Raw genomic sequence first — 18,298 nt, forward strand, 5'->3', positions numbered from 1 at the left:
CGGCCGGCCCGCCCCCGGGCGATCTAGTCGAGCAGGCACGACAACCTCAGAAGGGGCGGTAGCTCAATTGGTTAGAGTACCGGACTGTCGATCCGGTGGTTGCGGGTTCGAGTCCCGTCCGCCTCGCTTCTTAACCCCCGCTCCGGCGGGGGTTTTCGTTTTTCCCAATCGTCCGAACTACCCCATGGCCGCCGCGATCAATACGGACTCAACACTCCGTACACTGCCGCCATGCGAAACACACCAGCACTCGTCACCGCCGCGGCTGGCATCCTCCTCCTCGCGACCACCGGCTGCCAGACCACGCCAGCACCCTCCGCGCAAGACACCTCCATGACCACACGCGTCACCCCCTTCCTCATGTTCCAGGACGGGCGCGCAGAAGAAGCCATCAACCGCTACATCGAGGTCTTCCGCGACGCACGCCTCGTCTCCCTCGAACGCTACGGCCAGAACGCCGTCGGCGCCAAGGAACTCTCGATCAAGCACGCCCTCTTCGAGATCTACGGCCAGCGCATCGGCGTTACCGAGAGCCCCATCAAGCACGCCTTCGACTTCACGCCCGCCGTCTCGCTCTTCGTCGACTTCGACTCCGAACGCGATCTCGACCGCGTCTTCGCCGCGCTGTCCGAGGGCGGCTTCGTCATGATGCCACCCGACAACTACGGCTTCTCAAGGAAATTCGCGTTCATCCAGGACCGCTACGGCGTCTCGTGGCAACTCAACCTGCCCACGGAATAACCGCCCCTCGCGGCCGCCGTCGAGGCGCCGTACCATCCGCCAGCCCAGGCGATAAGGCGACGAGTCGATGAGCCCCGACCTGGCCGCCCAAGGGCACGCCATGTCGCGCCAGCATTCCATTACCTCCACTGAATCCTTCAGGCAGCAACTCCTCCGAGCCGAACGGTGGCGCCTCGCCATCCTGCTCGCCTGCTTCGTGGTCATCCTCGCCACCATCGTCGCCCGTCGCGCATTCGGGGGCGGCGTCATGCAGGAAAATGACGTCTTCCTGCCCGAAGTGCTCGTGTTCGTCATCGGCATCGCGCTCGTGTGCTTCGGCCTCATCGACGCCTCGCGCCGGCTCGCGCGAGGGCAGCCCATGCCCCGCTGGCGCGTCAACCTCGGGCTCTCCATCGACCTCGGCGTCCCCTACGCCGTCCTGCTGATCCTCCACTTCAATTCCGCAAGCGACCCCTTCGTCACGCTGTCGCCCCCGGCGCTGCTCATCGTGCCGATCGTCATCATGCTCTCGGTCCTGCGCCTCCGCCCGCTCTTCTCCCTCACCACCGGCGTCATCGCGGCCATCGCCTACTGGGTGCTCGTCTACGACACGCTCCGCAGAGGGGGCGTGACCCACACGATGCTGCCGATGCTCGCGTCCTACGGCCTCCTCCTCCTCTGCGCCGGCGCAGCCGCCTCGCTCGTCTCACACTTCGTCCGGCGATACATCCAGGGCGCCACCGAAGAGGCCCTCACCGCCGAGCGACAGGCCCGCGCACTCAAGGAGATCGAGCGAGACCTCGACATCGCGCAGGAGATCCAGCGCGGCCTGCTCCCCTCTGAACCGCCCGAGCACCCCGCCTTCGACATCGCCGCCATCGCACGCTCCGCCACCAAAGCCGGAGGCGATTACTACGACTGGCAGCCCCTCCCCAACGGGCAACTCGTCGTCGCCATCGCCGATGTCACCGGCCACGGCATCGGGCCAGCGCTCGTCATGGCCGTCTGCCGGGCGTACGCACGCGCCACCGCGCCGACCTCCACCGGACCCGACGAACTCCTCAAACGCCTCAACTCACTCATCGTGGACGATGTCAAAGGTCAGCGATTCGTCACCATGGCGGTCGCTGTGCTCAACCCCGACGGCGCCATCGACCTCGTCTCCGCAGGCCACGGCCCGACATTCCTCTACCGAGCCGCCAGCCGCGAGGTCCGGTCCTTCGGTGGTGACGCCCTCCCCCTCGGAATCATGCACGACGAAGACTTCGGCCCCATTAACCGCCTCTCCCTCGACAAGGGCGATGTCCTCGTCCTGCTCACCGACGGCTACCTCGAGCGGTTCAACAGCAAGAACGAGAAGTACGGCATGGAGCGCCTCACGCGCCTCGTCGCGCAGAACTCCGCCAGGAAGGCCGACGACATCGTCCACGCCATCGACCGCGCGGTCGAGTCCTTCGCCAGCGGGGCCCCACAGGGCGACGACATGACACTCGTCGTCATCCAGCGCCGCTGAACACGCCATGCGCCCCCTCGCGCAACGCCCCCGCCACGATGTTCTCGGACCCCCACGCAAACCCTTGATCGACACCTAAGTCGCGGCATAATCCGGCCTTGCGACGGCATGCCGCCGTTGCTCGCACGAGGAGAGCGCAATACATGGTCCGATCGATCAGCGTCGCCGCAACGGCTTTGGCCGCCAGCCCCGCACTCGCCAGCGTTCTTGTCCAGCTGAACACCGGCGCGATGCCCTCCACCCAGCCGGGCTGGCGGTATGAGGCATCCGCCAACGACGCCGGCACGCCCGAGACACGCATCTTCTCCACCGACGGCACGATCCTCACTTCCAACACCATGGGCCTGCCCTTCGGCTCGGGACGACCCGGCAGCATGTTCGCCGTCTACGACCTCGCACCGGGTGTCATCCAGTCCGACTCCATCGTCGAGATGCGCCTCAACGCGCGCATCGTCGCCTCGCAGGTCGCCCAGTTCTTCTACGGCTTCTCCGTCTCCGTCTACGGCGACGGGCTCGGCATGAGCGCTGGCTTCGCCACCAACGCTCTCAGTCTCGACGCGCTCCAGAACATCTTCCGAGACAACACCGACTGGAACGAGTTCGTGTGGCGCGGCGACTGGGACGCCGGGACCTACACCCTCCACATCAACGGCGAACTCATCGCCACACGCAACCTCCGCGCGTTCAACGCGAACTACATCACCCTCGGCGACGGCACCGGCACCGCCAACGCCCACGCCGAAATCTCCCACTTCTCCGTCCGCATCATCCCCGCTCCGGCAGCGCCGTCCGCGCTTGCTCTCGCCGGCCTCGCCGCGACCCGTCGCAGACGCTGATCACGACGAACGCCAATCCTCGCGCATCCCCCAGCCCCCGCCCGTGCGGGGGCTTTCGCACCGCTCGCTCGGCTCGACGCCTCACGCGCCTTTCAGCGACGCCATGTCGATGCAGAAGCGGTACTTCACATCCGAGCGCACCATCCGCTCGTACGCCTCGTTCACCTTCTGGATCGGGATCACCTCGACATCCGCCGTGATGTTGTGCTCGCCGCAGAAGTCGAGCATCTCCTGCGTCTCGGCCAGCCCGCCGATCGGCGAGCCCGACAGACTCTTCCGGCCGAAGATCAGGCCGAACGCCGCCACCGGCAGGGGCTTCTCCGGCGCGCCCACCAGCGTCAGGTTGCCGTCGCGCTTCAGCATCGCGATGTACGCGTTGATGTCGTGATCGGCCGACACGCAGTCGAGGATGAAGTCGAAACTCCCCGCGTGCTTCTTCATCTCGTCCGCATTCCGCGACACGACCACCTCGTCCGCCCCCAGGCGCAGCGCGTCCTCGCGCTTGCCCGGCGAGGTCGTGAACACCACCGTGTGCGCGCCCAGCGCGTGCGCGAACTTCACCCCCATGTGCCCGAGCCCACCCAGCCCCACCACGCCCACCTTCTTGCCCTTGCCCACCTCCCAGTGACGCAGCGGCGAATAGGTCGTGATCCCGGCGCACAGCAGCGGCGCCGCCCCCGCCAGATCCAGATTCGACGGGATCCGCACCACGAACCCCTCGTCCACCACGATGCTCGACGAGTACCCGCCGTAGGTCACCGGCGCCGTCCCGTGCCGGTCGGGCGAGCCGTAGGTCAGCACCATCCCCGGGCAGAACTGCTCCTCCCCGGCGCGGCAGTTGGGGCAGGTGCGGTCCGAATCCACCAGACACCCCACCCCCACCGTGTCCCCCGCCTTGAACCGCGTCACCGCGCCCCCGACCTTGACGACCCGCCCGACGATCTCGTGCCCCGGCACGCACGGATACACCGCCGGCATGACCTCGCGCCACTCATTCCGCGCGTAGTGCAGGTCGGAATGGCAGATGCCGCAGTAGAGGATCTCGATCTGCACATCCCGCTCGGTGGGATCGCGGCGAGGGATGGAGGACGCGGCGAGCGGCGAGGTCGCGCTGGCGGCGGCGAAGGCGGGGGTGGTGTACATGGGAGGCTCCGGTTCGGGGAAGCAAGGGCGGGTAGACAGCGTACGCGCGCCCGCGCGGACCGCACGCCGGTTACTGGCCCGGCTCGACGACGCTGATCGTATCCGCGTGGATCACGAGGACCGAACCATCCGACTGCGCGACCGTCCCGCGCACCACGACGGTCGCAAGCTCGCGCAGGCCGCCCTGCCCTTTCAACGAGGCGCGCAGCACGCCGCCGTCCGGGCCGTTCACCGCGATGGTCGCCGCGTGACGCGCGATGTCGGCCGGATCATCGCAGCAATAATCCCACGGGGTCTTGCAACCGTCGCCGGGCGTGTCGGAGCACGCGGGCATCGCGGCGTCGACGATCGTGAACATGGCCCGCCCCTCGACGAAAGGCGACACGCTGCCCCCGATCCGGCCGCGCACGAGGACCGTCTCGCCCTCGCGCGCCGCGGACTTCGCCTCGACCACCGACTTTGCGCCGTCGGTCGGCAGCGACGCGAACAACCCCGCGGGCGCCGACGCGACCGGCGCAGACGGCACGCCGCTCTCCGAAGGGGACGATCGCTCGCACCCCGCCGCCAACCCCAGAGACCCAAGCAGCGAAACGACCAGAACCGTGTGCTTCATCATCGCATCAATCCTCTCATGCCAAGGGGAAACGAATCAAACCGATTTCAACGCGACAGGGATAGGGAGCCGAAAGCACTGCGCCGCGGGCGGCATCGCTCCCACCAGGCCCAGCGCCACCCCGGCGCACAGCCCCAGCGCGAGCACGCCCGCGTCCACTACCAGCCCGAAAACGCCCATCGAGAACCGCACCGCCACCCCGTCGAGCAGCAACGCCGCGAGGGCGCACGCCAGCAGCGCGCCGATCATCGTCGCCAGCAGCGACTCCTGCGTCAGACTCAGCGCGATCGTGCGCCGACGGAACCCCAGCGCCTGCAGCATCCCGATCTCTCGCACGCGCGACGCGAACGCGGCGTGCATCGTGTTGAGCCCCCCGAACACGCCGCCGATCGCGATCAGCCCGGCCGTCACCCACGCGACCACGCGTATCGGGCCGAAGAACTCGGAGAGCCCTGCGTAGTACGCACGCTCGGGCAGTGCGCTCACGCGCAGGTCGAGCCGCGTCCGCGCGAACGCCTCGACATCGGCGAACTCGGCTCGCTCCGGATCGATCGTGACCACGACCACGGAGTCGCTCTCACGCCTGGTCGCTTCCTTCAGGTCGTTGAGCGGGGCCCACACCTCAGACTCGGCAACGGTCCCGGGCGCGACGAACCGCCCGACGACGGTCCACTCCCGCGCGTCGATCCGCACCGAAGACCCGACGCCCAGCAATGAGCCCGCAACCCCGAGCTTGTCCGACGCGCGAACCCCGACCATCACCTCGTCGACGCCAGGCCGGGGAAAGCGACCCTCGACGATCTGCACCCTGTCGTGCACCAGCATCGCAGCTGGCGTCACGCCCCGGACAAACACGAGCGACCCGCCGGAACTTTCTCCCACGCGCAGCGGCAGCTGCAGATGCACCTCCGGCGAGACGAACGCCGCGCCGGCGTGTTCCCGGATGCCCCGGATGGTCGAGCCGACGATGCCCGCAGTGTTCGACGGGATCTCGCTCCGCTCGATCGAATCCTCGCTTCCCGTGCCGACGAGCATCACATTGTGCTCCCCCCCGCTCGCCGCCAGCGCCGAGGTCATCCCCCGGACGAACGACGCCGCGGTCAGCACCAGCAGCACGACGAGCGTGCTCCCAAGCACCGCGAGCGACATCCGCTGCCGCGAACGCGCGAGGTTTCGAACCGCATACTCCAGTGGAAGCACCTTCATCGCTCTCCTTACACCGCTCTGAAACACTCCGCGATCGGTCGGCGAGACGCCTGGATCGCGGGCGTCAGCCCCGCCAGCGCGCCTACGCCCGCAGACACGATCACGCCGATGACCACCGCCGTCAGATCCGTCGCGACATTGATGCTCAGGCCCTCGTTCGAAAGACTGAACCGCCCGAACCGGACGAACAGATACGCCGCCGTCGCGCCGATCACCCCGCCGCACAGCCCGAGCAGCGCGCCCTCCGCGATCACCATGCGCCCGATAAGCGCCCCGCGGAACCCGAGCGTCTGCAGCACGGCGTGCTCCTTGATCCTGTCGCGCACGCTCAGCACGATCGCGTTGGTCACCAGCGCCAGCACCGCGGCGAGGCACGCCCACCCCAGCAGGCGCGTGAACCGCACGATCTCCACGATGTCGGCGCCCGCCTGCGCGACGAACGCCTTCTCCGGACGCGTCGTCGTCGGGGCCGCGTCGGTCCTGAAAAGATCATCGATCTTCGCGCCGACCTCCTCGAGCCGCGACGGATCGGTCACGCGCACCTCGAACTGCGTGACCTCGCCCACGCCGCCGCGCGTCGCGGCGCGCTGGAGGAACGCCATGTGCGTGTACGCGACGTTCTGGTCCTGCGCCGAGCCCGATCGGACGATCGCGGCGACAACCACCGTCACCCCGGCCGCGTCGAACGACTGCCCAACACGCAGGCGACGGCGCTCCGCGAGCCGCTCCCCCACGATCGCCGCGTCCGACCGCGCCCGCCACGCGTCGAGCGAACCATCCAGGAACGACCAGTCACGCGCGACCGCGCCGACCGACTCCTCCGGGACGCCCCGAAAGGTCACCACATCGAGCGACGCGCCGCAGTTGTTCACCACGATCTTGAGCGGGACCACGGACTCCACCCCGTCGATCCTCGCGATCTCGCGCTCGTACCGCTCCGGCAAGCGGCTGGTCGAGGGGCAGAACCGGTTCTCGCGAAAGACCACCAGCGTGGTGTCCGACGCCGTCTGTCGCGTCGCCGCGGCAACGCCCTGCTGAAGCGCCTGCACCACCACGAACAGGAACATCGCGACGCACACGCTCGAAAGCGTCAGGATCGTGCGTGTCGGGCGGCGCAGCGCCTGTCGCACGACATACGGGGACAGTCTCGGGCCGATCACGCAGTCACCCCTTCCTCGGGCTGCAACCGCTCCGCACGCCCGATCAGCCGCCCCTTCTCAAGGTGCAGCGTCCTGCTCGCGAACCGCGCTGTCTTCCGATCGTGCGTGACCATGATGAGCGTCTTGCCCATCTCAACCGTCAGCCGGCGCAGCAGCCCCATCACCTCGAGCGCCGACGACGCGTCCAGATCCCCTGTCGGCTCGTCAGCCACGATGATCCCGGGGTCCGACACGATCGCACGCGCGATCGCGACACGCTGCTCCTGCCCGCCCGAGAGTTGCCGAGGGTAATGATCGTGCCGATCCGCGATACCCACCAACTCGAGCGCAGCACGCACCCGCCGATGGCGATCCCGCCTCGACAGCGCGTGCAGCAAGAGCGGCAACTCGACATTCTCGTAGGCCGTGAGCACCGGCACGAGGTTGTACAACTGGAAGATGTACCCGACCGTCTCGCTGCGCCACGCCGCCAGTCGAGACCGCGACAGCGGCGCGATATCAACGCCATCCACAAGGATGCTCCCCGATGTCGGACGATCGATCCCCGCGATCAAGTTCAGCAGCGTCGTCTTGCCGCTGCCGGAAGGCCCCATCAACGCGAGAAACTCGCCACGCTCGATCTGCAGATCGAGCGCCTCCAGGGGGGTGATCAGCGCGTCGCCCTTCTTGTAACTCTTCGTCAGCCGCCGACATTCGATGAACGTCATCGAGAATCTCCATTTAGTCAGTCGATGATGCAACCCGCACCCGCGCGCTTTCCCTGAGCCCCGAGGGCGGCCTGAGGATCAGCCGATCCCCCAGCCGCAAACCCTCGCGGACAAGCACCCACTCGCCCTCGCGCCCCCCGATCGTCACCCGGCGAGCCGTCGCCCTCGCCGCGCCGCGACCGGACGAGCGGTCCACGACCCAGACCATCGCCGTGTCGCCAGCGGCGTCGAACAGCGTCTCCGCGGGCGCCAGCAGCACGCCGGCCATCCCACGGCGCGCGACGTGCTCCCCGGCGCCGGGGTCGTCCGACTGTCGCGGGAAGAATCGCACGCGCGCCAGCATCTCGGGCCGGAGCGCTGGCGAGGGTTCCAGGATCGACACCTTCACTTCGACGGTGTTCCTCTGGATATCCGCCTGATGCAGCACGCGCACGACTTCGCCGCGAAACACCCTGTCAGCCAGCGCCTCCGTCGTCATCTCGGCCCTGGCCCCCACGACCACCTTCGCCGACTCCGCAAGAGGCACGTCGACCCGCACCTGCAGACGCTCAGGGTCGTAAAGCCGGAACAGACTCGGGCTGGAGTTCTCGCCAGGCCCCCCGCCCGACATCACGACCCGCGTGCCGGGCTCCACGGATCGAGTGAGCACCACGCCATCCGCCGGGCTGCGAACCTCCATCCGCGACAGACGCAGTTCCGCCTCGTGCAGCGCGGCTTCCGCGCGCGCGATCAGCGCGTCCGCGGCAAGCCCCGCCGCGAGCGCCGCCTGCTCCTCATGCTCCGCGGCGACCAGACGCAGCCCGAGCCGCGCGAACTGACCCTCCGAAAGACCACCGGCCGCCACCAGCGAGTGTTTGCGCTCCACCTCGTCTCGAAGTTCTTCGGCTCGCGCTCGGGCGGCCAGCGACGCCGCGCCTGCACGCGACGCTTCAGCACGCGCGAGAGTCACCTCGGCACGCGCACGCGCCGCTCCCAGTCGCGCATCGTCGTCGATCATCCGTGCGACCACCTGGCCCTTCGAGACGCGATCGCCCTCCAGCGCCAGCACCTCAGAAACCACCCCCTCTGCCAGCGCCTGGACTGAGATCGCGTACGGCGCCGGCTCGATCCACCCCGGCCCCTGCGCGATCACCGTCTCCGACGCTGCCAACACGCTCGAGGAGTCGCCGTCCTCTTCCGACGACGAATCCCTGAATACCACCGGCGCAACATCGACCTCGATCGCTCGCTGCAGCGCGTCCCGCGCCGAGTACGCGAGCAGACACAGCGTGACAAGGGCCACGCCCACCGGCACGCCAAGACGCGTCAACAACCGGCGAGACGGAGAAGGCACGCTGTCGCGCGCGACGACGCCGCCGCTCCCAGAGGCGTCCCCGCCGGCACGAGACAACGAGGTGATATCCACGTGTTTACTCGACATGCATCTGTCCTCTCTGCGCCGGACCGAGCGCCCTATCGACCCCGATCGACGCGAGAAACTCGTGTCTCAGCGCATCCAAAACCGCCAGCCGGGTCTCGAACCGGCGCTTCAGCGACTCCAGCAGCAGGAGCGTGTCCACCTCACCCGACCTCGCGATCAGCAACGCTTCGCGGTGCTGTCGATCCGCCAGGGGCGAAACGTCCCGCTCGAGCGTCTCTCGGGTCGCTCTGGCTGACGCCGACTCCACAGACGACACAAGGAGATCCGCCTCCAGACGCTCTAGCGTGGTCTCGTACACAACCCGCGCCGCCTCCCGCTGCGCCCGGGCGGCCTCCACCCCCTGCCGGTTCCGGTTGAACAGCGGTATCGGCGCCGACACCCCCAGCAGCACTCGATCGTCCCCGTCCTCTCGCCCGTAGCCGGGACCGATCACCAGATCCGGATACTGCTTGCGCACCTCAAGCGCCAGAGCTCGCTCCGCCTCCGCGTATTCGGCCTCCGCCACGAGCACATCTGGGTGCTCCAGCGACGCCCACGCAGCTCCGTCCGATGTCGGCTCGATCCCGCGCACCGCGACGCCCTCGACAAGCGATATCTCGTCGCGCGGCTCCAGCCCGAGCAGCCGGAAAATCCTCGCGCGCGCACGCTCCGCCTCGCCTGATGTCGTCACCCGCTGCGCGACTCGCGTCGCGTGCTCCAGAGCGAACAGCCGTGCATCCACCGGCGCGATCTCCCCGGCGCGCTCCACAGCGTCGATCGTGCCCAGCAGCGAGGACAACTCCTCGACGAAGTGCCCCAGTAGATCCGCCTTCCGAGACCAGATTGACCACTCCGCCCATGCCTCACGCAGCGCAAGGCGGACCCGCCACTCGGCCGCGTACACACGCAGGAGTTCCGCGTCGCGCCCGGCGCCGGCCAGCGCCCGCTCCGCGTCGAGCCGCCCGCTGATAGGAACCGTGAACCCCACGACCACCGAACCCAGCCACCGGTCGCTGACATTCGCCAGGATCCGGCCGATGTCCACTCCCAACTCCGGGTCCGGAACCATCCCGGCATACTCCGCCAGTGCGCCTGCAACCCCGGCCCGGGCTCGCGCCGCGCGCAGTTCAGGGTTGAACGCCAGCGCGACCGCTTCCGCCTCGAACAGCGAAAGCCCGTCAGCCAGCGAGAAATCGCCAGCACCCTGCGCCCCGCCCAGCCTCACCGCCGCGTCGAGCACCTCCGTCGCGATCGGGCTCCGGCCAGACCATACCACTCGATGCGCCGTCGCATCCAGCGGAGCCGGTTCATATGTCTGACAGCCAGCCAGAGCGCCGGCGATGAGGACCAACCCCAGCGCGACGCGATGCGCGGCACTTCGTCGTTCCATGCTGTCCGTGTCTCCTGCTCGACAACGCACTCCCGCGCGCCAGATAGGCACGCACCACAGCCGTCAGGCGATCCATGCGATCGCGTTCCGGAGCGGGAGTTCAGAGCAGAAGACGAGATGAACGGACGATCGAATCGACCTGGCGGGGGGGCCCGATCCGCGCCGCTCCCCTGAGCCGAGCATCAAAATGCACCGGTGGGGGCAGCGTGTACAGGACATGAACCGGCCCCGGCGCCTCGACGCCAGTGTCCCGGGAAACACCGGTTCGCACCAACTGCGGATCAACAACAACGGGGTCAGGGATATCGATGCAGCAGCCGTCGTCGGGCGCGCACGGTTCTTCCGCAGGCCCACTGCAGCACGAATCGATCTCGAGAACCTCGCACGCTGCGCCCTCGATCGCAACACACATGACACCGCCCCGCACGGAGCTGCCCAGCAGCCCGCACAGGATCGCAGAGGTCACCCAGAGAACCACCAGCACGCGGCTCATAGCCCAGTATAGTCGGCAAAGTGTGCCCAGGTCTGAACACCTTTCCCCGCCCCCCCACCGATACCATACAAGGAGTCGCCCCTGAGCCATCTGCCCCTCAGGGAAGCCCTCGCCCGCCTCGGAGAGAACCACAATGGCCCGCCAGTTCGCCGATCGCATCGACATGCAGAACCGCCTCTTCGCTGAACTCTCCTCGATGTTCGGCAAGGAGGTCCCCCTGTACGATAAGGCGCTCGCCGTCAACGCGGCGTGCAACCGGGAGGTGTGCGACCTGCTCGCCCTGCGCCACCCCGGCTTCTCCATCAGCGACGAGCAGATCGAGCGCACCAGCGGCGAGCGCCACGGCGCCATCCGCATCGGGCGCCCCGACGAGTACCGCCTCATCGCCCGCTTCTTCGCGTGCTTCGCGATGGAGCCCCACAACTTCTACGACATGACCGCGATCGGCGCCAAGAGCCAGCCCGTCATCGCGACGGCGTTCCGCTCCGTCCGCCGGCCCGAGCACCGCGTGTTCACCTCGCTGCTGGTCACCGACTACTTCGACGACGCCACCCGCGCGCGCATCGAGGGGCTGGTCGCCCAGCGAACCGTCTTCTCTGAGGAAGCCGTCCGCCTCATCGAGAAGTCCGAGCGCGAGGGGGGCCTGTCGTGGGACGACGCCAATGCCCTCATCCATGAGGCGACCTCGCGCATCTTCAAGTGGACCGGGCGCGCCCGCGACCACCGCCTCTACGACGAGCTGTGCAAGGGCGGCTTCAAGATCGCCGCCGACATCGCCTGCTTCGAGCGCCACCACCTCAACCACCTCACGCCCAATACGCTGTGCATGGACCTCTACACCGCGGCCATGAAGTTCTGCATGGGCGAGTCCGACCGCGAGACCTTCGAGAAACGCGCGACGCGCGCGCTGAAACGCCTGCTCTCCATGACCGGCGCCGACTGGCTCGCCCTGCACTTCAAGCACCTCTCGCACGACGAGGTCCTGTCGTACAAGGACGCCGCCGTCACCGACGCGCAGGTCGCGTCGGGCGTGAAGGCGCTCGCCGACCGGCTGAGCGAGCCGTCGCTGAATCTCTCGAAACTCCCCCACGCGGGCTTCAAGGACTTCACCGAGGGCCCCAGCGCCGACACGCCCGTGCTGCTGCGCCAGGACGCGTACAAGGCGCTGACCGAGCCCGTGACCTTCACCGAGAGCGACGGTCGCGAGATCAAGTCCGAGCACACGGCGCGGTTCGGCGAGATCGAGCAGCGGTTCTACGCGACGACGCTGGCGGGTCGCGCGCTGTACGACCAGTGCCTGGCCGCGTTCGAGGAGGCGCGTGCCAAGGACCCCTCGCTGGCGAAGCGCGACGAGGTCGCCTTCGAGCGTCTCCAGATGGAGTGCTTCGCGCCCTTCCCCAAGACGCTCGACGCGCTGCTGGCGCGCAACCTGGTGTACGCGTCGTGGGAGCCCACGCAGAAGGGTCTGGGCGCGAAGGGCTCGATCGCCACCACCGACCTGAACGAACTCGCGCGGCTCGGCTTCGTCCGGCGCGAGGGCCAGCGCTACGAGGACTTTCTCCCCGTCAGCGCCGCGGGCATCTTCGCGTCGAACCTGAACCAGTACGGCACCGCGTCGACCGCCGCGAAACGCCCCGAGTACACGCGTGAGCAACTCGAGGAGATCATGGGCAAGCGCATCGTGGATACGGACGCGGCGTACGCCGCGGTCGACGCGCGCTCGCGCCTCGAGACCTACGAGGCGCTCAGCCTGCTCGCGCAACTGCCCGCCGCCGAGCGCACGCGCCTCGAACGCGCCGCGGGCGTCGGCCGGGTGGCGTGATCAGCGCGTCCCGGCGTCCTTCGCCGCCGCCATCAGGCGGTTGGCCATGCGCCCGGCGCGCGTCTTGAACAGCGCGACATCGGACTCGGTCAGCGGCGGGCTGTGCGATTCGACCGTGAGCGCGAAAAGGCGGAGCCACACCGAGAAGTGCGCCGGCGACAGCCCGTGGATCGCGAGGTGCGCCTCGAGCGGGCGACCCGAGTAGCCCCCGTCGCGCAGCATCGCCGCGCCCCAGAAGGCGCGGATGCGCGAGAGGTGCTCGTCCCAGTCGTCAACCTCCGCTTCGAAAACCGGCCCGAGAACCGGGTCGCGCCGGCAGCGGGCGTAGAAGTCGTCGACCACGCTCGCGATAACCTGGGGCGTGATGCCCTCGGTGCGGCCCTTGGACGCCGCTTCCGTCAGCGGCAGGGGCAGGTCCTTTCACGGGGGTCGCTCGGCCATGCGGGACGATAGGGCCCCCTCGCAAGTCGTGGCGCGAAGCGATGGGCGTTTCCGCGTGGTGGGTGAAAGGCCTCGTGCGCACGACGTGGGGGCCATTTCACTGAAGCCGAACCACAGGAGTTCCCATGCCTCGCACCATCGCCCGCATGATCCCAGCCGCCGCGCTCGTCCTCGCAGCGGGGCTGTCGACGACCGTTTCGGCAGCCGACGCCACCTACCGAGTCGTCGCACGCACCGGGCAGGCCGCCCCGGGAGGCGGCACGTTCCTGTCGTTCAGCAGCCCAGTCATCACCCCCGAAGGACGCGTCGCGTTCACCGCGTCCCTCTCGGGCATCCTCTCCCTGCGCGGCGTGTGGTCCGAGGGCGTCTCGGGCATGAACAACCTGCAACTCGCCGCCAAGCAGGGCAACGCGATCCCGGGCGTCAACAACACCAGAATCGGCGCCGTCTCGCAGAGCGCGAGCCCGATCATCAACGCCTCCGGTGAGATCGTGTTCCACACGCCCATCGTGGGCGCGCAAGCACAGTTCGGCGAACACGCCATCCTCCGCCACACGGCCCAGGGTCTGCAATCCGTCGCCATGCCGGGCCAGCTCGTCTCGCTGCCCTGCGGCGGCATCGGCTGCCAGCGCTGGATAACCGACCTCCCCGGGCTCGGCTACGCGTTCAACGCCGCTGGCCAGGTCGCGTTCCTCGCGAAAGTCGCCGGAACCGCGATCAACGACGACAACGACGACCTCCTTCTCCTCCGCACCGGCAACGCGATCCAGGTCGTCATCCGCGAGGGCGACACGCCCCCGGGGACCTTCGGCGTCGTCTTCGGAGGGATGGCCATCACCATGCCGCAACTCAACGGCAACGGCGAGATCCTCGTCCGCAACTACCTCCAAAGCGTCAACACCAACACGTCGTACTGGAGCGTCTGGCGCGGCGGGCCGGGGTCGATGTCGATCGTCGCGGCACAGAACTGGCTCGCGCCCGTCGGCGGAACATTCTCCGGCAACTTCATCGGCTTCGGCACCATGGGCTTCAACAACGCCGGCCAGGCGCTGTTCGTACAGTCCGTCTTGAACAACCAGGGCGACCTCAACAGCGGCCTGTGGCTCAACCAGAACGCGCAGACACAGGCCGTGTCGTTGAACGGCATGCCCGCCCCGACCGGCCTGACCTACAACTACCCCGACTCCTTCACGGGGTCCATCAACGCCAGCGGCGTGATCGCCTATAACGCGACCGTCCAGGGGCCCGGCGTCAACTTCAGCAACGACAGGGTGCTGATCCGACGCATGCCCAACGGCGCCGAAACTCTCATCGTTCGCGAGGGAAACCAGGTCCCTGGATTCCTCAACGGCGTGGTCTTCTCGAACCCCGCGTGGTCTGGCGAGCGGGTCCTCAACGACGGGCGCATCGTCTTCCAATCGGGGCTGTCCGGGCCCGGCGTCCACGCCGGCAACGACCAAGCGATGTGGATCACGCGCCACGGCGCAGCGCCTGCGCTCCTCCTCCGCACGGGTCAGACGATGGTCATCGGTGGACAGCTGAAGAGTGTGCAGGACTTCGGAGCCTCGTTCGGCGCCGGCCCGGAAACAGGCGGCCGAACCGCGGTCAGCGAACTCGGCCAGGTCGTGATGCGCGTGACCTTCACCGACGCGACGCAGGCCATCATCGTCGCCTCGCCCGAGAGCGCATGCCCGGGCGACGTGAACGGCGACGGCGTCGTCAACTTCGCCGACCTCAACGCAGTCCTCGGAGTGTTCGGACACCTCGGCGACGTCATCCCCGGCGATCTCGACCTCGACGGCGATGTCGACTTCGCCGACCTCAACCAGGTCCTGAGCAACTTCGGAGTCGACTGCGGGATCTGACGCGACGGACAGACGCTCCCTTCCTTGCAGGGCCGCGGGCGCACTCCCGCGGCCCTGTTGCATTGGAGAAACGGTCACTATGTTGCTCGGGAGGGTCAGGGCTGAAGCAAAGCCCACGCGGGAGAATCCGTGGGCGCAATCGAACAAATCATGACGCGATCCCGGCTGGCTTTCCGCGGGAAGGGATAACCGGCGTGTGCGCACCACGCGCCGTCAAACCCGACTGTTTCATCACAGGAGTTTCGTCATGCCTCGATTCAGCGCTCGCATCGTCCCCTCCGTCGCGATGGTTCTCGCGGCGGGTCTTTCCTCCTCAGTGTTCGCCCAAGAAGCGACCTACCGCGTCGTCGCTCGCAGCGGCCAGTTCGCGCCCGGGGGCGGGTTCTTCTCTTCCTTCGGCTCGCCGGTGATCTCCTCGACCGGGCGCGTCGCGTTCAAGGCGTCGGTCGTTGGCGTGCTCGCCAATCACGGCGTGTGGTCCGAGGGCGTCTCGGGGATGAACAACCTCGAGCCCGTTGTGCGCAGGAACGACCCGATCCCCGGCGCGATGGGTAACTTCATCGACTCGATCATCCCGAGCGCCGGGATCGTGATGAACAGTTCCGGGGAGATCGCGTTCTCCGTGGCGATCTCGGGCACGCAGACGCAGTACGGCGACTACGCGATCCTCGTGCACGACGCGAACGGCGTGAAGAGCATCGCTGTCCCGGGCCAGCTCGTTTCGCTGCCCTGCGGCGGGGTCGTATGCCAGCGCTGGCTCGCGGACATCGGAACGAGTCTGTTCGCGTTCAACGCCGCGGGTCAGGTCGGGTTCAGGACCACGATCGACGGGACCGGCGTCAACTCGGACAACGATCACCTCCTGATCGTGAGCGACGGGAACACCACGCAGGTCGCGCTGCGAGAGGGCGACATCCCGCCAGGAACCTTCGGCGTCGAGTTCGGCTCGACGATCTATACGCGCATCCACCTGAACGACGAGGGCGAGATCCTCGCCCGTAACTTCGTGCGCGATCTCAACTCCAACCACACCTACTGGAGCGTATGGCGCGGACAGCCCGGCGCCGTGTCGCTCGTCGCAGCCGAGAACATGCTTGCGCCCGTCGGGGGCTTGTTCTTCGGGCAGTTCTTCAATTACGGTGAGATGGCGTTCAACAACGCCGGCGACGCCGTCTTCGTGCAGATCGTCGAGGACAATCAGGGTGACCAGCGCGATGGTCTCTGGATCAACAGCAACGCGCCGATCCAGGCCGTGTGCTTCGAGGGCATGCCGGCGCCGAGCGGCATGACCTATAACCGACCGACTACCTACAGCCCTTCGGTCAACGCGAACGGCGTCATCGCGTACATCGGGGTTCTGGACGGCGCGGCCCACGATGAGGACACCGTTCTGATCCGAAGACTTCCCAACGGGAACGAAACCCTCATCGTGCGCGAGGGCGATCAGGCCCCCGGGCTGTTCAACGGCGTGGCCTTCCTGCACCCGGGGTACGGCTTCAGCCAGATACTCGACGACGGACGCATCGCCTTCCGCTCGCAACTCGCCGGGCCGGGTGTCCACGCCGGAAACAACGACTCTGTCTGGATCTCGCGCGAGGGCGCCCCGCCGGCGATGCTCCTCCGCACGGGGCAGAGCATGACGGTGGGTGGCCAAGTCAAGACCGTCGAGCACTTCGTCACCACGATGAGCGCCGGCTCGGAATCGGGAACCCCGTCTGGCGTCAGCGAACTCGGCCAGGTGGCCATGCAGGTCGTCTTCACCGACGGCACGCAGGCCATCATCGTCGCCTCCCCGCTGGGCACATGCCCCGGCGACGTCAACGGCGACGGCGTCGTCAACTTCGCCGACCTCAACGCCGTCCTCGGCGCGTTCGGCCACCTCGGCGACGTCATCCCCGGCGACCTCGACCTCGACGGCGACGTCGACTTCGCCGACCTCAACCAGGTGCTCTCGAACTTCGGCGTCGACTGCGGCAACTGACGAATCAGCCGACAACGGGTCCAGCGCATCACGACGCCGTGGGTGGTCTTCGCCCGCGGCGTTGTTACATCAGCGGGTCTCACACCGTCGATGAAGCGATCGGTCTGCTCGACGTATGCGGAGTCTGACGCATGGCCGATGAGCATCCCGTGTCGTCACGCGACTCCCGAGAAAGCGAGTCAGAGACACACGCGGCAGGACCGGACGCCGCGAGCGAACGACGAGCGAACGCCATCGGACGCGCCCTGTCGGGAACCATACACAGCGGCGTCTCACTCAGTATGCCGTGATCACCGCAAGAGTCCGTGAGGCAGATTTATTCACTCTGGCGTCTCAGGGGACCATGCTTTACCATGGGGATATGACTGAGGACCACGACGCGGGTGTCTCGAACGGATCTGCCGAGGATGCGCCCGCGTGCTCGCGCATCACCCGACTGCTCGACGAGGCGGCCGGGGGGCGCAATGGAGCCGTCGATGAACTGCTGCCGCTGGTGTATCAGGAACTCCACCAGCTGGCGCGCGGGCAGATGCGGCAGGAGCGCGCCGGGCACACGCTCCAGCCAACGGCGCTGGTGAACGAGGCGTACCTTCGCCTGCTCGGGCCCGAGTCTGGCAAGGTCGCCTGAGGCAACCGGAGGCACTTCTACGGTGCGGCGGCCGAGGCGATGCGTCGGATCCTGATCGAACACGCGCGCAAGCGTGGGGCGGCCAAACGGGGCGCAGGACGCCCCCTGTTGAGTCTCACGGGCGTGGCCGACCTGGTGTCCGACGCGAGCGAATCGGAAATCCTGTCACTCGACTCGGCGATCAAACGCATGGAGGGGGTGATGCCCGACGCCGCGGCCGTGGTTCGGCTGCGGTTCTACGCGGGCCTCAGCGTCGCGAATGTGGCGCTCGTGCTGGAAGTGTCCGAACGCACGGTGATCAGGGAGTGGACGTATGCCCGAGCGTGGCTCGCGAGAGAGCTGGGCGAGGATGTCTCGCCAGAATGAGCGCATGACGAGGAC

General features: G+C 67.8%; 17 protein-coding genes and 1 tRNA gene. 9 read left to right on the top strand and 9 right to left on the bottom strand.

Features of this window, described 5'->3' with window-relative positions; translation table 11 throughout:
- The first annotated feature begins 52 nt into the window (after positions 1 to 52).
- From KF684_05085 to KF684_05100, 4 genes are all read left to right on the top strand, one after another.
- A tRNA-Asp gene (locus KF684_05085) sits at positions 53 to 126 on the top strand.
- A gap of 105 nt (positions 127 to 231) precedes the next feature.
- Positions 232 to 741: a VOC family protein gene (locus tag KF684_05090; GenBank protein MBX3352287.1), complete on the top strand. Its 510-nt coding sequence runs from the start codon at positions 232 to 234 to the stop codon at positions 739 to 741.
- A gap of 67 nt (positions 742 to 808) precedes the next feature.
- Positions 809 to 2,233 carry a PP2C family protein-serine/threonine phosphatase gene (locus KF684_05095; GenBank protein ID MBX3352288.1) on the top strand — a complete coding sequence of 475 codons (1,425 nt, stop codon included), beginning with the start codon at positions 809 to 811 and terminating at the stop codon, positions 2,231 to 2,233.
- A gap of 143 nt (positions 2,234 to 2,376) precedes the next feature.
- Positions 2,377 to 3,069, top strand: coding sequence for a hypothetical protein (locus KF684_05100; protein MBX3352289.1), 693 nt, complete (start codon positions 2,377 to 2,379; stop codon positions 3,067 to 3,069).
- Between the two features lie 81 nt (positions 3,070 to 3,150).
- On the opposite strand, the gene KF684_05105 is transcribed toward KF684_05100, so the two are convergent.
- The 8 genes from KF684_05105 to KF684_05140 all read right to left on the bottom strand — a co-directional run bounded on the left by KF684_05105 (position 3,151) and on the right by KF684_05140 (position 11,180).
- The gene (locus KF684_05105) at positions 3,151 to 4,212 is read right to left on the bottom strand and encodes an NAD(P)-dependent alcohol dehydrogenase (GenBank protein ID MBX3352290.1); all 1,062 of its coding nucleotides are present in this window, start codon (positions 4,210 to 4,212) and stop codon (positions 3,151 to 3,153) included.
- A 70-nt stretch (positions 4,213 to 4,282) separates the two neighbouring features.
- On the bottom strand, positions 4,283 to 4,828 hold the full coding sequence (locus tag KF684_05110) for a hypothetical protein (GenBank protein MBX3352291.1): 546 nt from the start codon (positions 4,826 to 4,828) through the stop codon (positions 4,283 to 4,285).
- Positions 4,829 to 4,861: 33 nt separating this feature from the next.
- On the bottom strand, positions 4,862 to 6,031 hold the full coding sequence (locus tag KF684_05115; protein MBX3352292.1) for an ABC transporter permease: 1,170 nt from the start codon (positions 6,029 to 6,031) through the stop codon (positions 4,862 to 4,864).
- An 8-nt stretch (positions 6,032 to 6,039) separates the two neighbouring features.
- Positions 6,040 to 7,191: an ABC transporter permease gene (locus KF684_05120; protein MBX3352293.1), complete on the bottom strand. Its 1,152-nt coding sequence runs from the start codon at positions 7,189 to 7,191 to the stop codon at positions 6,040 to 6,042.
- Positions 7,188 to 7,898, bottom strand: a complete 711-nt coding sequence (locus KF684_05125; GenBank protein MBX3352294.1) for an ABC transporter ATP-binding protein — start codon at positions 7,896 to 7,898, stop codon at positions 7,188 to 7,190. Before KF684_05125 ends, KF684_05120 begins: the two co-directional genes overlap by 4 nt.
- 13 nt (positions 7,899 to 7,911) lie before the next feature.
- A complete protein-coding gene (locus KF684_05130) occupies positions 7,912 to 9,318 on the bottom strand; it encodes an efflux RND transporter periplasmic adaptor subunit (protein ID MBX3352295.1) in 1,407 nt (468 codons plus the stop codon).
- Positions 9,308 to 10,687: a TolC family protein gene (locus KF684_05135; GenBank protein ID MBX3352296.1), complete on the bottom strand. Its 1,380-nt coding sequence runs from the start codon at positions 10,685 to 10,687 to the stop codon at positions 9,308 to 9,310. The genes KF684_05130 and KF684_05135 overlap by 11 nt, the downstream gene beginning before the upstream one ends.
- Before the next feature lie 100 nt (positions 10,688 to 10,787).
- Positions 10,788 to 11,180 carry a hypothetical protein gene (locus KF684_05140; protein ID MBX3352297.1) on the bottom strand — a complete coding sequence of 131 codons (393 nt, stop codon included), beginning with the start codon at positions 11,178 to 11,180 and terminating at the stop codon, positions 10,788 to 10,790.
- 133 nt (positions 11,181 to 11,313) lie between these two features.
- Between KF684_05140 and KF684_05145 the strand changes: the two genes are divergently transcribed.
- Positions 11,314 to 13,002 (top strand): DUF1338 family protein, encoded by a 1,689-nt coding sequence (locus KF684_05145; protein ID MBX3352298.1) that lies wholly within the window; start codon positions 11,314 to 11,316, stop codon positions 13,000 to 13,002.
- Here the strand turns inward: KF684_05145 and KF684_05150 are convergent, their stop codons facing one another.
- A complete protein-coding gene (locus KF684_05150) occupies positions 13,003 to 13,344 on the bottom strand; it encodes a group III truncated hemoglobin (protein MBX3352299.1) in 342 nt (113 codons plus the stop codon).
- A gap of 224 nt (positions 13,345 to 13,568) precedes the next feature.
- Here KF684_05150 and KF684_05155 point away from each other — a divergent pair, with 224 nt between their 5' ends.
- The 4 genes from KF684_05155 to KF684_05170 all read left to right on the top strand — a co-directional run bounded on the left by KF684_05155 (position 13,569) and on the right by KF684_05170 (position 18,283).
- Complete coding sequence (locus tag KF684_05155) at positions 13,569 to 15,308, top strand: hypothetical protein (protein ID MBX3352300.1); 1,740 nt, start codon at positions 13,569 to 13,571, stop codon at positions 15,306 to 15,308.
- 247 nt (positions 15,309 to 15,555) lie between these two features.
- Positions 15,556 to 17,289, top strand: coding sequence for a hypothetical protein (locus tag KF684_05160; GenBank protein MBX3352301.1), 1,734 nt, complete (start codon positions 15,556 to 15,558; stop codon positions 17,287 to 17,289).
- A 361-nt stretch (positions 17,290 to 17,650) separates the two neighbouring features.
- The gene (locus tag KF684_05165; protein MBX3352302.1) at positions 17,651 to 17,917 is read left to right on the top strand and encodes a hypothetical protein; all 267 of its coding nucleotides are present in this window, start codon (positions 17,651 to 17,653) and stop codon (positions 17,915 to 17,917) included.
- Positions 17,918 to 17,956: 39 nt separating this feature from the next.
- Positions 17,957 to 18,283 (top strand): hypothetical protein, encoded by a 327-nt coding sequence (locus tag KF684_05170; protein ID MBX3352303.1) that lies wholly within the window; start codon positions 17,957 to 17,959, stop codon positions 18,281 to 18,283.
- The last annotated feature ends 15 nt before the right edge of the window (positions 18,284 to 18,298 follow it).

The organism is Phycisphaeraceae bacterium, assembly GCA_019636675.1.
Classification (GTDB): Bacteria; Planctomycetota; Phycisphaerae; order Phycisphaerales; family UBA1924; genus JAHBXC01.

Excerpts from the sequence above, each read along its gene's own strand:
- KF684_05090 (MBX3352287.1), top strand. The coding sequence starts at position 232 with ATGCGAAACACACCAGCACTCGTCACCGCCGCGGCTGGCATCCTCCTC.
- KF684_05095 (MBX3352288.1), top strand. The coding sequence starts at position 809 with ATGAGCCCCGACCTGGCCGCCCAAGGGCACGCCATGTCGCGCCAGCAT.
- KF684_05100 (MBX3352289.1), top strand. The coding sequence starts at position 2,377 with ATGGTCCGATCGATCAGCGTCGCCGCAACGGCTTTGGCCGCCAGCCCC.
- KF684_05105 (MBX3352290.1), bottom strand. The coding sequence starts at position 4,212 with ATGTACACCACCCCCGCCTTCGCCGCCGCCAGCGCGACCTCGCCGCTC.
- KF684_05110 (MBX3352291.1), bottom strand. The coding sequence starts at position 4,828 with ATGATGAAGCACACGGTTCTGGTCGTTTCGCTGCTTGGGTCTCTGGGG.
- KF684_05115 (MBX3352292.1), bottom strand. The coding sequence starts at position 6,031 with ATGAAGGTGCTTCCACTGGAGTATGCGGTTCGAAACCTCGCGCGTTCG.
- KF684_05125 (MBX3352294.1), bottom strand. The coding sequence starts at position 7,898 with ATGACGTTCATCGAATGTCGGCGGCTGACGAAGAGTTACAAGAAGGGC.
- KF684_05130 (MBX3352295.1), bottom strand. The coding sequence starts at position 9,318 with ATGTCGAGTAAACACGTGGATATCACCTCGTTGTCTCGTGCCGGCGGG.
- KF684_05135 (MBX3352296.1), bottom strand. The coding sequence starts at position 10,687 with ATGGAACGACGAAGTGCCGCGCATCGCGTCGCGCTGGGGTTGGTCCTC.
- KF684_05140 (MBX3352297.1), bottom strand. The coding sequence starts at position 11,180 with ATGAGCCGCGTGCTGGTGGTTCTCTGGGTGACCTCTGCGATCCTGTGC.
- KF684_05145 (MBX3352298.1), top strand. The coding sequence starts at position 11,314 with ATGGCCCGCCAGTTCGCCGATCGCATCGACATGCAGAACCGCCTCTTC.
- KF684_05155 (MBX3352300.1), top strand. The coding sequence starts at position 13,569 with ATGCCTCGCACCATCGCCCGCATGATCCCAGCCGCCGCGCTCGTCCTC.
- KF684_05160 (MBX3352301.1), top strand. The coding sequence starts at position 15,556 with ATGCCTCGATTCAGCGCTCGCATCGTCCCCTCCGTCGCGATGGTTCTC.
- KF684_05165 (MBX3352302.1), top strand. The coding sequence starts at position 17,651 with ATGACTGAGGACCACGACGCGGGTGTCTCGAACGGATCTGCCGAGGAT.
- KF684_05170 (MBX3352303.1), top strand. The coding sequence starts at position 17,957 with ATGCGTCGGATCCTGATCGAACACGCGCGCAAGCGTGGGGCGGCCAAA.